Here is a 13,733-nt window from a genome sequence, read left to right as displayed (position 1 = left end):
GCACGAATGATGATTAAATTTGACATAAAAATAAGTCGATAGATTGAGAACGACCCATTTGCATAATGCAAAACAGAAAACGGAGGATTTAAAAAGTGAAAAAGAAACTAGCCGTCTTACACACAACAGTAGTGCTAAGTTTTAGCAGCGTCCTCGCAACGCCGCTAGTCGGGCATGCTGAAACGATCCAGGATATGCAAACGAAAAAAAGCTCCATTCAAAAAGAACGAGAAAATGTGAAACAAAGTATTCAAGCAACGAAAGAAAAGATTACAGCGGCAAAAGGAGAAAAAGAAAAAATCCTCGAGCAAATTAAACGTTTATATTTAGCAATTGCACAAAATACAGCAAAAGTGAAGGAAACGGAAGAACAGATTAAGGATAAACAAACGGCTATTTCTAATCTTGAAGCAGAAGTTTCTGACCTTGAAGAGAAGATGGAAAACCGCAAAGGAATTTTAGAAGAACGTGCCCGCTCTTTCCAAGAGAACGGGGGAAGTCTTAGCTACTTGCAAGTACTCCTTGGTGCGTCTAGCTTTAGTGATTTTATTGACCGCGCAGATGCGGTGAACACGATCGCAGAAGCGGACGAACAAATTCTAAAGCAAACGAAAAAAGATCAAAACATCCTAGAGAAAAAACAGAAGACGGTCAAAAAGCGTTTGGATGAACTGACAGATATTAAAGCGGAATTAACGGAGATGATGAGCGGACTTACAGCGCAAAAAGCACATCAAGATGCGTTAATGAAACAAGCGAATCTGACAGAAGCAGAAAACAATCGCTTAAAAGCGGAGCTTCAACAAAAAGATGGGACGCTTGCAACACAAGAAACACAAATTCAGCAAAATATTGAGGCGGAAGTAAAGCGTCAAGAGGAAGCGCGAAAAGAAGCGGAGCGTAAGCGTGAGGAAGCACGTAAAGCGGCCGAAAAGGCAGCAGCAGAGAAAGCGGCGGCCGAAAAAGCAGCTGCTGAAAAAGAAGCATCTGCCAAAGCGAAGCGTTCACAAGACACGGCGACTAGTCAGTCACAAGATACGTCAACATCATCGAACGTTTCCCTTCCTGATGATACGTCAACGCCAACAGGATCAGCAGCTGACGTTGTCACAGTAGGAAATCGCTGGATTGGCAACTCTGCTTACGTATTCGGTGGCGGTCGTAACCAAAGTGATATTGCAAACGGCTTGTTCGATTGCTCAAGCTTTGTTCACTGGGCATACTCCCAAGTAGGAATCAAGCTTGGACCACTTGGATGGGTGAGTACAGAAACGTTAAAGCATCAGGGACGTCAAGTATCCGTTGGTGACATGAAGCCTGGAGATCTTGTTTTCTTTGATACGTACAAAAAAGATGGTCACGTAGGCATTTATGTTGGAAATCATAAATTTATCGGAGCACAAAGCGCAGGGGTTTCGATTGCAGATATGAATAGTAACTATTGGTCTAGTCACTTCAACGGACGTGTGGTTCGGATTATTAACTAATGAAAAAAGCGTGTGAGCTGAACTCACGCGCTTTTTTTGTATCCATTAATTGAATTTCCAATATGCATATGGATCTTTCGGTTTTGAAATTTTTTCATAGCCGGTTACGTTTAAAATAGGAATGGTCTTTTTCAAAGGCTGATAATACATCGTGCTCATTTTTCCTTTGACAGTAAGCCACTGGTCGTTTTCCATTTTCATATCCTTTGGAAACTGAAGGAGCATGCCATAGACGCCGGCATCTGCAATACAGTGAATAATGCCAAAGCGGAAAACAAACAGCTGGTTGTCTTTGAGATCTTTATTGTTGTAACTGAAACCGGTTAGTTCAATGTTTTTACCTGTAAACTCACCTGGATAATGATAAAGGGCTTCCATGCCTTTTAAAAACATAGGGCCTTCTAATTTAATGGTATTTTTATCTTTGTAATACTTTTGCGTTTGATCCATCATTTTTTGATGATAATCGGCACCATAATAGGTGCTTGTGTCAGGCTCTAAAAATTGATGTAAGCTAGAGGAGCCACCGTCGTGCAAAATCGGAAAGTGAAATCCCTTTGCTTCAACGGTAGATGAATCAAGCGTTGCGACCGGAAAAAACATCACTGAGGCAAATGGAACAATTAGAATTGGATAAATAACGAGCTTTTTGTACCATTTGTCTTCGTCATGCGCATGATCATGTCCGCAGCTACAGTTTGGTCCGTGATCGTGGTGATGATCGTGCTGATCCTCGCCTTTCATATAAAAATAGAGCTGTGCTATCGTTAGGGCAAGGAAGATAAAAATAGCACTAAATGAAATATAGGAATACCGCATGTTAATATACTTCGTAATATCTCCTGTAGCATGAAGATGCATAAAAATAAACGTAAACGCCATTAAAATAATAATTCGGAGCACGTTACAACCCTCCTCTAATTAGAAAAGCTGCGCCTAAGAAGGTAAAAATAAACACGTACATAAACAGCACAAGCACAAACTTTCCTTTAAAATTACCAAGCATCATGAGCGTGTTCTTAATGTCAAACATCGGTCCGAAGGATAAAAAGGCGACAAGCGCATTGTTCGCAAAGGATCCTCTAAATGATGACGCAATAAACGCATCTGCAGATGAACAAACCGATAAAATAAAGGCAAGCACCATCATAACGACAATCGGCATATAATGGCCGTTTCCGATGGAGAGAAGTGTTGACGTTTTAACATAGGTTTGCATGGCAGCCGCAATAATGCTTCCGGCTACAAGGTATTTCCCCACAAGGAAAAACTCATCAATGGTATGTTTGATTGCTCCGCTTACTTTTTCCTTAAAAGGCATTTTAGCCGTAGAGTGAACATGAATTTCTTCTTTTAGCTGACTGTCTTTAAAATGAAATGAAATCATCCAACCCGCTAAAAGGGCCACGATGAAGGATAAACCAACGCGCTGACCAACCATACTCCAACTGTTCCCAAATGCAATATAAGTAGAAAAAATAACGACAGGATTAATAACGGGACCCGTTAGCATAAAGCCAGCAGCGGCGTGTAAAGGAACGCCTTTTGCGATAAGGCGCTTTGTGATGGGAATAATTCCGCATTCACAGGCTGGGAAAATGGCGCCCAGCAGTGTTGTAACAACGACAGATAAAAAACGATTTTTTGGGATGATTTTTGCAAGCATTTCTTCTGTCACAAACATTTGAATGATACCAGAAATAATAACGCCTAATAACACGAAGGGCATTGCTTCAATCAAAATACTGATGAAAATCGTATTCATCTGCAAAAACGATTGACTTGTCATGATGACACCTCACAAGTGGCTAGGGGGAAGAAAAAAACTAGCCGATTTAACATTTACATAGTCTATCATAATCATTCAAAATAGACTATTAAAATCCATTTGTAAGAAACGTTCTACATGTTTTGCAAGGGAGCTCTAAAGCTTGCGGTGGAGGGAAGGAAATGAAGTAAAGAACCCGTGTCGAGACGACACAGGTTCTTCATGAAGAGACGGTTGAATTGGCAATCTTTTCGCTTTCTCTTTCTAGCATTTTTTCATCCGTAATAGGTGATTTGACCGCTAGTAAGAGATTTCCGATGCGTAGCCCGCTTGCAAGGACATAGACCGCAATGGAACCAAATACTTCTGCAAGAGCACCTGCGCTCGATTGACCGAGCGGAGCGCTTGCCCACACCGTTAAACGGATACTAGCCCCTGCTCGTCCTAACATTTCATTTGGAATAAGCGATTGTCTGAGCGAAACCGAATAAATATTCCAAATGACGCCTGTTCCACCCATTACAATCATCGCGGCCATTAAAAGAAAAGGCTGTGAGCTTAATCCGATGATAAGAGGGGGGATAATTTGGATGCTAAGTAATAGATAAATCATCATTTTCATCGTAAAACGTGAGCTTAAAAAAGTGGAGAAGAAGGAAGCAACAATCGCTCCAATGCTAAATCCGGTCATAATTAAGCCCGATAGATCTGATGAAAGATGTAATTCTTGCTGTAACCGATACAAAAACACCACGCTCATGGCAGCATTTGCAATATTAGATACAAATGTCAAAATGCTTAGTGTGCGTATCGTCGGGTACTTCCATATGTAAGCAAGACCTTCGAGCATTTCTTTTCCCATATGCTTTTTCGCTGGTGCAGAAGTAGTAGATAAGGATTGTTTAATAAACAATAGCGTTGTAATCGAGAATATGTAGGACATACCGTCCACTAAGAGCGTATTTGCAGCTCCGATTTGGGTAACGAGTACACCCGCAATGGCAGGACCTGCAATCGAGCTTGCTGAAATGCCCATCTGCATGATAGAGTTGGCTTTTTTGAGCTGCTCTCGTTCCACGATTCTTGGCAAGCACGCACCATATGAAGCATCAAATAATGCATCACATACGCCCATCCCACTGCGTACAAGATACAAGTGCCAAATATGAAGCTCCCCCGTAACAAGTTGGGTAAGGGGAAGAGACAGAATGAGTAGCATTTTGCCGATATTGGCACCAAGCATAATTTTTTTTCGATCGTGTCGATCCGCCCACACCCCAGCAGGTAAAATGAAAAAGAGATAGCTAAGAAATCCACACGTAAATACGAATCCCATCTGTAAAGCAGAACCGGTGATTTCGAGGACAAGCCATGGAACAGCAAACCCACTGACTGCAGAGCCAAGCGTTGAAACGGTTTGTCCACTCATTAGCCACATGAAATCACGGTTTTGTTTTAGAATCACATTTTGTCATCTCCTTCCTAATATATGTAAGATTAGTTCATTTTACCCCTGTGCGAAAGGGCTAAAAGTATTGATTTTTCAGAAAAAATAATTTACTTTCCAATTCACGACAAGAAGCGTCAAAAATAGAACCTGAATGTCAAAAGGTTTTCGGCATTTTTTAGCGAAATATATTGTTACAGAAACGCATTCAATCGTCACTGCTTTCACAAAAGATTTTAGGGATGCACATGTATTCTGATTAAAACAGAACATTGGGAGGAATAATCATGGCTCAAATCTTAAAAGGTGTAAAAGTGGGAGAAAAATCCAAAGGTATTTTAGTTGGTACACTAGTAGGTGGGGTAGTGGCAGCAGTTACAACGCTTCTTGTCACACCAAAGTCAGGAAAAGAGCTTCGTTCGGATATTCAAGGACAAGCGGTAAGCGTGAAAAATAACGTCGTTCATATCGCATCAAATGCAAAAAAGAACGTGGTAGAATCGAAAGTAGTCGATAAAGTTCGTACACTAAAATTTGTTGGGAAGAAAAAATATCAAAGCATTCATGAACAGACTGGAGAAGAAAATACAGTCGAGTCAGCCGAAGGTTCTGACGAAAAAGAAGAACAAACGGCTATGTAATAGGTGTGGAAAAAGGAGGAGCACATGGCGTGCTTCTTTTTTTTTGAATGATGTACCTGTAAGTAGGAAAAAAGTGAGAGTATAAAATCAACCTATATCATCATTCACATAAAATGAAAAACATGCTAGGGTAAAGTCGGGTAGCGAGATTATGTTACATATGGAGAGAAGTTTTTCGTAAGCGTACACGATTTTAAAAAGCTGGGTACACTAATCATAACGAACTGAACCGTTAATTTTAGTGTGACCAAATGAAGGGAGACGCACATGGGAAAACGAATCGGAATCTTTATATTAACGGCTATATTAATTCTGTCATTTGCAAGCGGTGCTTCCAAGGCTTCATCAAAAGGAGATCTTTTATCTCCAAAGCGTATTGTAACGATTGCTCACCGAGGGGCATCAGGTTATGCGCCAGAGCATACGATGTCATCCTATCAGCTTGCTTATAAAATGAAAGCTGATTATATCGAGCTGGATTTACAAATGACAAAGGACGGACAGTTAATTGCAATGCACGATGAAACGCTCGACCGTACAACAAATGGATCTGGCGCTGTGAAGGATCATACGTTACGTGAAATCAAACAGTTAGACGCTGGGTCCTGGTTCAACGAAACTTATCACAATCAAGCAAAAATGGAGTACAAGGGCCTTAAAGTTCCAACGCTTGACGAAATACTTGAGACATTTGGCAAGCATGCGAATTACTATATTGAAACGAAATCGCCTAACACGTACCCAGGCATGGAAGAAAAGCTAATTGAAACGTTGAAAAAGCACCATTTAATCGGACCTCACGCGAAACGTGGTCAGGTGATGATTCAATCTTTTAGCAAAGACAGTTTGTTGAAAATACGTGATCTCGATCCTAAACTTCCAACCATTCAATTGTTAAATGCCAAATCGATGCAGTCTATAACAGATGCCACGCTAACAGAGATTCGGTCATATGCAGTAGGGATTGGACCGGATTTTAAATCATTGAAAGGTAAAAATGTTCAGGACATTCGTCAGCATGACCTTCTGTTGCATCCCTATACGGTCAATGATAAGGCGGAAATGACCCGACTTTTAACACTTGGCATTACAGGAGCTTTCACGAACTATGCGGATCTTTTTAATGAAGCTAAAAAAGAGTTTAAACATACCAATAGATAAACAAATCCCCGCGTCCTGTTTTAAAAGGTGCGGGGATTTTAGCGTTTGTTTAGGTTTATTACTTTTGTGAATAAAGGATACACCCAGTATCCAATGAGTACGCCTGCCATATTTAAGATAAAATCGTCGATGTCGAACGTTCCTCGATTTGTCAAACGCTGTGTGGTTTCAATGCCTAGTATTGCGACTGATGGAAGAATGACTAAAAGCCATGCGTGTAAAGAACCTTCCTTGTTTTTTTGCATGAGATAAATCCCGTGTGGCACAAATAATCCAATATTGGCGGCTAAATTGTAGAAAGCAACTAAAGGAGATACCGCTCCTGTAAAGTAAAAGGCGATCGTTTGAAAGGGAATGACATTCCATGAGCTATAGTCTTGATTGTTTGGGCGGAAAAACAGGAGGATCAATAATCCGATTGTATACATAATGAGCACCCAACGAAATAAAGGCCGTGAAAGCGGGATGGTTTCGCCTCGAACGAAAAACACACTAAAAAAAGTGAGCGCCGTCACGCAGATCCACATTACAACGACTACGGCAGGGTGGAGATAGGCCACTAGCTGAATGAACAACGGAAGACCGATGATAAAAATATGCTGAGATAATAGAAGAGATAGCCAAAATATTTTCGTCATTCTTTGCATGTGAAAACCCTCCTTGGTATGTTTACAGTGTTTTATTATACATCATGCTACGTCTATTCCAAATACATAACTCACATAATGCCTACACGCCTAATAAGATAAAGGAGGTTCACGTTAGAGAGGAGAGAAAGGTATGAGTCATTTTGAAAAGCAGTCAGAAGACAACGCGCACTTTCCGGCTAAAACATACGCAGACGAAATATTGGAACCCATTTTTGATTTTCAGCGTGATTATTTATATGAAGTAATGCTACAAGTTCACAGTGCTCATTCACTTATGCTTCACAAACAAAACATTCTCACAGCCGAGCAAACAAAGCTCATTTTGACGGCGATCTGCTCGTTGTCTTGTGAAAACTCCAAGCAGTGGTCATATCAATCCGCGTTTGAAGATTTGTTTTTTATGATGGAGGACAAATTAGGTAACATGATTGGAAAAGATTTGGCGGGTAACATGCACATTGCGAAAAGTCGAAATGACATGGGGGTCGCCATGTATCGTATGGTTCTACGTCAGCATCTGTTAGCCCTTATAGAAGAAGCTCAGGCGTTAGCAGAAGTGCTGCTATATCAGGCGGAGATACACAAAAATACGGTCATGCCCGCTTATACGCATACACAGCCTGCACAGCCAACAACGTTTGGTCACTATCTGATCGCCATTCTAGATGTACTTAACCGAGATATTGATCGCCTCTGGCATGCCTATGATACGGTGAATCAATCGCCACTGGGAGCAGCCGCTCTTTCTACGACAGGATTTCGGATTGATCGATTACTAGTAGCAGAATTGCTAGGGTTCTCAAGAATCATAGAAAACTCATACGATGCCGTCGCGGGTGGTGATTATTTGCTAGAAAGCGCGACGTCGGTGCTCGTACTAATGACTAACACCGGTCGCTGGGTGCAGGATTTCCTGCAAGGAGCGATGAAGGAATTTGCTGCGATTCGAGTGTCGGATGCTTATGTCCAAATTAGTAGCATCATGCCGCAAAAGCGTAATCCTGTATCGCTTGAACATGCCCGTTCGCTCGCTAGTTCAAGCGTCGGTGAAGCTCATTCGGTATTACAAATGATCCATAACACGCCGTATGGAGATATTGTAGATACAGAAGACGATCTGCAGCCTCATTTATATAAGGCATACGAAAAAGCGTCGCGTGTATTAAGGGTGCTTACAGAAGTCATTCGCACGATGGAGATTAATAAGAAGCTTTTAGAGGAACGCGCTGGTGAATCGTGCATTACGATTACAGAGCTAGCGGATGTGCTCACAAGGGAGAAGGGCGTCCCATTTCGAACGGCACATCACATGGCGAGTGGGGTCGCAACGTATGCTGCTAAGATGAGTAAGCGGCTAGATCATTTTACGGCGGCTGAGGTAAAAGAGCTTCTATCTGTCCCTCTCTCAGTGGAAGAATGGAGAATGATTGTTTCTCCGCTCGAATTCGTTAAAAAGCGCTCAGTACAAGGTGGGCCCGCCCCCTGTGAAGTAGAGAGAATGTGCACAGAGCGCAGAGAGGGACTGCGCTGTCAGCGAAAAACACTTGCTCTTGAAAAGGAGCGATTACAGCATGCAAATGACCAGATGGGGAGTTTTCAGCGAGCATTAGGTGTGGAAGCATAACGTAAATTATTTGAAATAGTAGAATATCTGTTCTAAAATGGTAATATATTGATTTTTTAGGAGATAAGCAAATGAAACCATCTTTAGTACAAAATCTCTCAAAAGACACGTTTTTAGACTACTACTGGCTGAAAACGGAGCTTCAGCAATTTTGTCGTGACTCAGGTATGTCTGCTTCCGGTTCAAAGGAAGAGTTAACCGAGCGAATTGCGCTTTTTTTAGAGACGGGGAAAAAATCAGCTCCGAAGCGTACGTCACGTAAATCCGGCATAAAAATTCCCGAGCCCCTCTCTTTGCAAACGGTTATTACAGACACTCACCGATGTAGTCAGGACGTACGTGCCTTCTTTAAAGAAGTGATTGGCCCTCATTTTCATTTTTCTACTTATATTCAAACCTATTTCAAACAAAATGTAGGAAAAACCTATGAAGATGCAATCGCAGCGTGGCACGAGGAAAAGGAACGAAAAAAGTCTCCTGACTATGAACGCCAAATTGGCGCACAGTTCCAATACAATCAGTTCACACGCGACTTTTTTCAAGACCCTCAAAACAAAGGGAAAACTAGGCAAGATGCGATTGATGCTTGGAATAAAGTAAAAAAAACAAAAGGAATGCAAACCTATCAAGAGAGCATTACGAACTGACAGCCCTCGCGCTGTCTTTGTTCGTTTGCCTCCAATAGGTTTGGGGCGACTGTACATAATGTGAAAAAGCAAGAAAAGCCGTTGAGCTGCTATGAAAGTGGACGAGCTTCTTCAATAGAAGAAAAATGGTATTTTAAAACGGCGTACGCGTAAAATCGCTAGATAAATAGGTAGAAATAGTGAGATTTAAAGTTCCCGTTTCATAGAGTAGAAGAATATGCTGTAAAGAATAGAGAGAAATGTTTGTACCGTTAGGTTGTATTCATTACGATCAACCAGCTTAGATGAAAAAAAGAAGGGGGACATCTTGTGAACTCAGATAAAGAATCCTTTCGTGACATGAGTATAGGCGTAAAAATTTTTATTGTGGTATCAGTAGGCGTGATTGTTTTAGGAGGCTTACTATTTTCTCTTTTCGTCTACTATTTTGGACTAGCAGGAATTTTCCGTTTGCTAGACGTATCCTATGAGTCATCGTTTGTGTTACTCAAATACGCTGTGTATACCTTTTTACTCTGCATGGTTTTAGATCTCCTTTCAAAACCTATTTTAGCACTCTTCAACTCTGTGCAGCCAAGTGCAGTCGGACAGGTTTTATTCCGGGCACTTGTCGATACGTTCTTTACCTGGCTTGCGCTGCATACAATTGATCAGCTCATGGAAAGCATCACAATCTCAACCGGAACGGAGTGGATTTGTGCCTTTTTGCTATTTATAGTGGACTGGGCATTAGATGATCGAAAGAAGGCAAAAAACGCTCAAAAAGCAAAGGAGGAAAAATGAAAAAATATTGGTTCGTTTTATTCGTAATCGCTCTTAGCATAACAGGGTGCAGCACGAGCAGCTCGTCGAAGTCTTCCACACAAAGCTCTATTTCTGTTCAGCCGGAAAAGTTAAGCAGTAGAGAACAAGAGCTGATCTCCAAAACAGGGGTAGGAACAATCAGTTATTTTACCTTAAGTGGACGTCTTAAAAAAGGCGAAGACATTGAATTTGAAGTTGTAAAAGTGGAAAGAGGAAAAAAGAGTCCTGGTTTAAAAAGCTATGGTGTAATGACAAAAAATCTCAAAAAAGAACTGATTTCGTTTGGAGTCGTCAACAGAAAGAGTAATCTACAACTCTTACTAGGGACGCCAGGTGGATTAGTGACCGGAAACGGTTCTGAAACAGTAAAAGCTTCTATGTTCCAAGATCTATCTTCAAAAATTACGCTTTCTAAAAATAAGCCCGCTTATCTTGCCGTATGGTCTGGGAACAAGCATGGATCATCGCTAGAGACGCTTGATCTACTTGATCATAAAGAGCTGATGAAGCGCTTGAAAAGAGTGGATGTGGCCTTTCTTTATCAACTAACATTGGTGGATAAAAAGAAATAAAAAACGTCGAACAGTGTGTTCGACGCTTTTTTTATTTGGCTGTATAGCCATATTCGTAGTGATCAAATTTTTCAGCATAGGCGTATTTCGGTGCTTTTGACGTGGGTGATTTTTTCCCGCCTACGTCCTTATACTGAACTTGCTTAAATTTGTATTTTTTATATACTTCACGGTAGCGCAGTGTGTATGTTTTTCCTTTTGGTACTTTTACAGACCAGTGCGCTTCATCAATGGATGTGGCAGACGCACTAAAACCTAATGCTTTTCCAATCGTAAAGCGTGAAGCTAAGACTGAACCAGAAAGCTCAATTCCATGCTCGATATCCTCTGATAAAGATGCAACAGAAGGGCCTTTGTACGTTCCGTTTGTTTCCCAACCTTTATGAACAGCTCCTACGTAGGCTGAGTCTGTAGCGGTCCAATACGTATATGTACGGTGACTGCTTGCTGCCATACTATCCGCTGGGATAGCAATGAGGGCTATGCTCGCAAAAACTAATGTCGCCATCAATGTTGTAATTGTTCTTTTCATACAGATCCTCCCTACTCGGTTTACTAACATACCATTATACTAGCATAAAAATAAGTTGCAATCCTACCGACCATTTCCGTATCTTTCACGCGGCTTTTTTTATGGAAACGTTGGATTTATCTAACTATTGAATAGCTTTTTTACATAAAAATTCCTTTTTGTAGCACTAAATATATAAAATTCCTGTTTGGATATGAAACTTACTATATCTTCCATTCGTATAAAGAGAGGGAAGGGAAGGAGTAATGAAAAAAATGAAGGTATCTCTGATCATTATTGCTCTTGGACTTATTGTTAGTGTTCTTATTACCCGATTTTCAGCAGCTCATGAACAAAAGCCAAAAGAGAATGATTTTTTAACATTTTTAACAAAGCACCCAGCTCAAAGCTCCATTGCGTTTATTCATAATGAACGCACGTTTGAGCACAACAGTTTTGAAGCTTTTCCACTTGCTAGCGCAGTAAAAACGATTATTGCCATTGAATATGCTACACAGGTATCGAACGGGACGATCAATCCGAACGAAAAAATACCGTTAAAGACGCTCAATGCTTATTACATAGGTCTTGACGGCGATGCTCATTATCAATGGCAAAACTCATTGAAAGAAGAGAATAAAGTAAGAGGTAACCGAGTAACGATTGAAGAGATTGCAAAGGGGATGATTCAATTCAGCTCTAATGCTAATGCGGAATATTTAATAGAACGACTTGGGTTACCTGAAATTAATGCACAGCTTAACAGGTTGCATCTGAACGATCACACGCCGATCAATGCTTTTGGTGGCTCACCGTTCATACCGTACGAAGTGATGGAAGGGAATATAACGAAGAAAAATAAGGAAGAGGCAAAGAAAAAGGTACATAAGCTTTCACAAAAGGAGTGGAATGAGTATGCGCTCACTGTTCATCAAAAGTTAAAAGAGGATGTGAACGGTGAATACAAACAAAAAGTAGATATTAAGAGCTGGTACGACAGAGACTTTGATCGAATGTTCACCGATCGATTTACAACAAGTACGACTCATGATTACGTGCAGCTTATGAATAGATTAAATAATCGGGAGCTATCACCGAAGGTCCATCAGTACTTGGATCCTTTACTAGAGTGGCCGATGAAATCAAAACAAATTCAGCAGGATTTTCAGCGCTTCGGTGGTAAAGGAGGTTCAACTGCTTATGTCTTAACGGATGCACTGTATGCGATTTCTAAAGACGGAGAAAAAACAGCTATGGCTATTTTTCTGAAAGATCTTACCCCGTCACAGCAAGAAAAGCTGCAGCAATCAATAGAAGCATTTGAATATCGCTTATTAACAGATGCTGCGTATCAAACACAGGTAGAGAAACAATTATCAGGTGAAAAGTGAGATGAAGAAAAATGTTTAACGAAACTCGTCCAGCTTTACAAATCCCAAGAACGCTCGTGGAATATGTGTTGACTATTGCTTCATTTGTACTGTGGCTTGCAATGATCGTATACATTAGCACTCAATGGCCTGCACTTCCTGATCGCATTCCGACCCACTTTAATTTTCAAGGAGAAGCAGATGGATGGGGTGGGAAGGGTATGGTGTGGACATTACCTGGGATCGGGATCGTTCTTTTGATCGGTTTAACCATTATAGAGCGCTTTCCGCACGCGTATAACTATCTTGTTCCAATTACAGAGGCCACCGCAAAAGCGCAGTATCAAAATGCTCGACTGATGATGGTGGTGATCAAATTTGAAATCATTGGTCTGTTTGCTTACTTTAGTTGGCAAAGCATTCAGCTTGCGTTTGGACGAAATGTAGGGCTTGGTAATTGGGAACTGCCTGTTGTTCTTATAATGATTTTTGGTACGTGTATTCTTTTTGTCGTTCGCTCATTTCGAATGAATAAGAGAAGTCAGCATGAGTAGCTGTAAGCGTATCATGTATCTAAAACAAGAAGAGTTGCAGCCGCTCTTAGAGGAAAGTAAAGAAGAGGGGTTCCGGTTTTTACAAAGGTTATGGGATGACTATGAACAAGGTGTAAACTGCTTTCACGAGCAAGGAGAAGTGTTGATGGGTGTATATAATGAAGAAGGACGTTTGCTTGCGATCGGTGGGATAAACCGAACCGATCAGCAAAGTGTTGGCAGACTAAGGAGATTTTATGTGACTCGGTCTCAACGCCGCAAAGGAACGGGTGGTGAACTTCTAGAGGCATTAATCGCATATGCGACTACATCCTATACCCAACTCGTTTTGTTTACGGATACACAGATTGGAGATGAATTGACCTTAAAAGGCCTTGAATATCCAAGGTTTTTTTAATTCTTGCTCCAATAAGGAATGAGACCATCAAAACGAATTTTGTTTCTACCTGCTTCGTTATCGGTAAAAAGAGCAACGCCTTTTCTATCTTTGTAGGCAG

At 41.0% G+C, this 13,733-nt stretch carries 15 protein-coding genes; 10 read left to right on the top strand and 5 right to left on the bottom strand.

The genetic code is table 11. The features are described 5' to 3' along the window. Positions 1–95 precede the first annotated feature (95 nt). Positions 96–1,487: a C40 family peptidase gene (locus AMD01_RS06400; RefSeq protein WP_053400575.1), complete on the top strand. Its 1,392-nt coding sequence runs from the start codon at positions 96–98 to the stop codon at positions 1,485–1,487. 45 nt (positions 1,488–1,532) lie between these two features. Here AMD01_RS06400 and AMD01_RS06395 read toward each other — a convergent pair whose 3' ends face one another. The 3 genes from AMD01_RS06395 to AMD01_RS06385 form a co-directional block, all read right to left on the bottom strand. Further along, positions 1,533–2,390: a TIGR03943 family putative permease subunit gene (locus tag AMD01_RS06395; RefSeq protein ID WP_053400574.1), complete on the bottom strand. Its 858-nt coding sequence runs from the start codon at positions 2,388–2,390 to the stop codon at positions 1,533–1,535. 1 nt (position 2,391) lies between these two features. Next, complete coding sequence (locus tag AMD01_RS06390) at positions 2,392–3,276, bottom strand: permease (protein WP_053400573.1); 885 nt, start codon at positions 3,274–3,276, stop codon at positions 2,392–2,394. Between the two features lie 199 nt (positions 3,277–3,475). Beyond that, positions 3,476–4,720, bottom strand: coding sequence for an MFS transporter (locus tag AMD01_RS06385; RefSeq protein WP_053400572.1), 1,245 nt, complete (start codon positions 4,718–4,720; stop codon positions 3,476–3,478). A gap of 269 nt (positions 4,721–4,989) precedes the next feature. Here AMD01_RS06385 and AMD01_RS06380 point away from each other — a divergent pair, with 269 nt between their 5' ends. Beyond that, positions 4,990–5,343, top strand: a complete 354-nt coding sequence (locus AMD01_RS06380) for a YtxH domain-containing protein (RefSeq protein ID WP_053400571.1) — start codon at positions 4,990–4,992, stop codon at positions 5,341–5,343. A 267-nt stretch (positions 5,344–5,610) separates the two neighbouring features. Next, positions 5,611–6,504 carry a glycerophosphodiester phosphodiesterase gene (locus AMD01_RS06375; protein WP_053400570.1) on the top strand — a complete coding sequence of 298 codons (894 nt, stop codon included), beginning with the start codon at positions 5,611–5,613 and terminating at the stop codon, positions 6,502–6,504. A 38-nt stretch (positions 6,505–6,542) separates the two neighbouring features. Here the strand turns inward: AMD01_RS06375 and AMD01_RS06370 are convergent, their stop codons facing one another. Then, on the bottom strand, positions 6,543–7,151 hold the full coding sequence (locus AMD01_RS06370) for a VanZ family protein (protein WP_245638903.1): 609 nt from the start codon (positions 7,149–7,151) through the stop codon (positions 6,543–6,545). A gap of 133 nt (positions 7,152–7,284) precedes the next feature. Here AMD01_RS06370 and argH point away from each other — a divergent pair, with 133 nt between their 5' ends. The 4 genes from argH to AMD01_RS06350 all read left to right on the top strand — a co-directional run bounded on the left by argH (position 7,285) and on the right by AMD01_RS06350 (position 10,801). After that, positions 7,285–8,778 (top strand): argininosuccinate lyase, encoded by a 1,494-nt coding sequence (argH, locus tag AMD01_RS06365; RefSeq protein WP_053400569.1) that lies wholly within the window; start codon positions 7,285–7,287, stop codon positions 8,776–8,778. Between the two features lie 71 nt (positions 8,779–8,849). Next, the gene (locus AMD01_RS06360) at positions 8,850–9,425 is read left to right on the top strand and encodes a DUF6434 domain-containing protein (protein ID WP_053400568.1); all 576 of its coding nucleotides are present in this window, start codon (positions 8,850–8,852) and stop codon (positions 9,423–9,425) included. Between the two features lie 309 nt (positions 9,426–9,734). Continuing rightward, entirely contained in the window at positions 9,735–10,208 is a 474-nt protein-coding gene (locus AMD01_RS06355) for a YrvL family regulatory protein (RefSeq protein ID WP_053400567.1), read from the top strand. Then, the gene (locus AMD01_RS06350; protein WP_053400566.1) at positions 10,205–10,801 is read left to right on the top strand and encodes a hypothetical protein; all 597 of its coding nucleotides are present in this window, start codon (positions 10,205–10,207) and stop codon (positions 10,799–10,801) included. Before AMD01_RS06355 ends, AMD01_RS06350 begins: the two co-directional genes overlap by 4 nt. 31 nt (positions 10,802–10,832) lie before the next feature. Here the strand turns inward: AMD01_RS06350 and AMD01_RS06345 are convergent, their stop codons facing one another. Further along, a complete protein-coding gene (locus tag AMD01_RS06345; RefSeq protein ID WP_053400565.1) occupies positions 10,833–11,333 on the bottom strand; it encodes a hypothetical protein in 501 nt (166 codons plus the stop codon). A 254-nt stretch (positions 11,334–11,587) separates the two neighbouring features. Here AMD01_RS06345 and AMD01_RS06340 point away from each other — a divergent pair, with 254 nt between their 5' ends. From AMD01_RS06340 to AMD01_RS06330, 3 genes are read left to right on the top strand one after another with little or no spacing between them, the layout of a single operon-like run. Beyond that, positions 11,588–12,703, top strand: a complete 1,116-nt coding sequence (locus AMD01_RS06340; RefSeq protein ID WP_053400564.1) for a serine hydrolase — start codon at positions 11,588–11,590, stop codon at positions 12,701–12,703. An 11-nt stretch (positions 12,704–12,714) separates the two neighbouring features. After that, positions 12,715–13,236 (top strand): DUF1648 domain-containing protein, encoded by a 522-nt coding sequence (locus AMD01_RS06335; RefSeq protein WP_053400563.1) that lies wholly within the window; start codon positions 12,715–12,717, stop codon positions 13,234–13,236. Next, positions 13,229–13,633, top strand: coding sequence for a GNAT family N-acetyltransferase (locus tag AMD01_RS06330; protein WP_053400562.1), 405 nt, complete (start codon positions 13,229–13,231; stop codon positions 13,631–13,633). Before AMD01_RS06335 ends, AMD01_RS06330 begins: the two co-directional genes overlap by 8 nt. Positions 13,634–13,733: the final 100 nt, after the last annotated feature.

Source organism: Priestia koreensis (genome assembly GCF_001274935.1).
In the GTDB taxonomy this organism is placed as follows: Bacteria; Bacillota; Bacilli; order Bacillales; family Bacillaceae_H; genus Bacillus_AG; species Bacillus_AG koreensis.
This window is presented reverse-complemented; position numbering and strand designations above follow the sequence as displayed.

Excerpts from the sequence above, each read along its gene's own strand:
- AMD01_RS06390 (WP_053400573.1), bottom strand. The coding sequence starts at position 3,276 with ATGACAAGTCAATCGTTTTTGCAGATGAATACGATTTTCATCAGTATT.
- AMD01_RS06380 (WP_053400571.1), top strand. The coding sequence starts at position 4,990 with ATGGCTCAAATCTTAAAAGGTGTAAAAGTGGGAGAAAAATCCAAAGGT.
- AMD01_RS06375 (WP_053400570.1), top strand. The coding sequence starts at position 5,611 with ATGGGAAAACGAATCGGAATCTTTATATTAACGGCTATATTAATTCTG.
- AMD01_RS06370 (WP_245638903.1), bottom strand. The coding sequence starts at position 7,151 with ATGCAAAGAATGACGAAAATATTTTGGCTATCTCTTCTATTATCTCAG.
- argH (WP_053400569.1), top strand. The coding sequence starts at position 7,285 with ATGAGTCATTTTGAAAAGCAGTCAGAAGACAACGCGCACTTTCCGGCT.
- AMD01_RS06360 (WP_053400568.1), top strand. The coding sequence starts at position 8,850 with ATGAAACCATCTTTAGTACAAAATCTCTCAAAAGACACGTTTTTAGAC.
- AMD01_RS06350 (WP_053400566.1), top strand. The coding sequence starts at position 10,205 with ATGAAAAAATATTGGTTCGTTTTATTCGTAATCGCTCTTAGCATAACA.
- AMD01_RS06345 (WP_053400565.1), bottom strand. The coding sequence starts at position 11,333 with ATGAAAAGAACAATTACAACATTGATGGCGACATTAGTTTTTGCGAGC.
- AMD01_RS06340 (WP_053400564.1), top strand. The coding sequence starts at position 11,588 with ATGAAGGTATCTCTGATCATTATTGCTCTTGGACTTATTGTTAGTGTT.
- AMD01_RS06335 (WP_053400563.1), top strand. The coding sequence starts at position 12,715 with ATGTTTAACGAAACTCGTCCAGCTTTACAAATCCCAAGAACGCTCGTG.
- AMD01_RS06330 (WP_053400562.1), top strand. The coding sequence starts at position 13,229 with ATGAGTAGCTGTAAGCGTATCATGTATCTAAAACAAGAAGAGTTGCAG.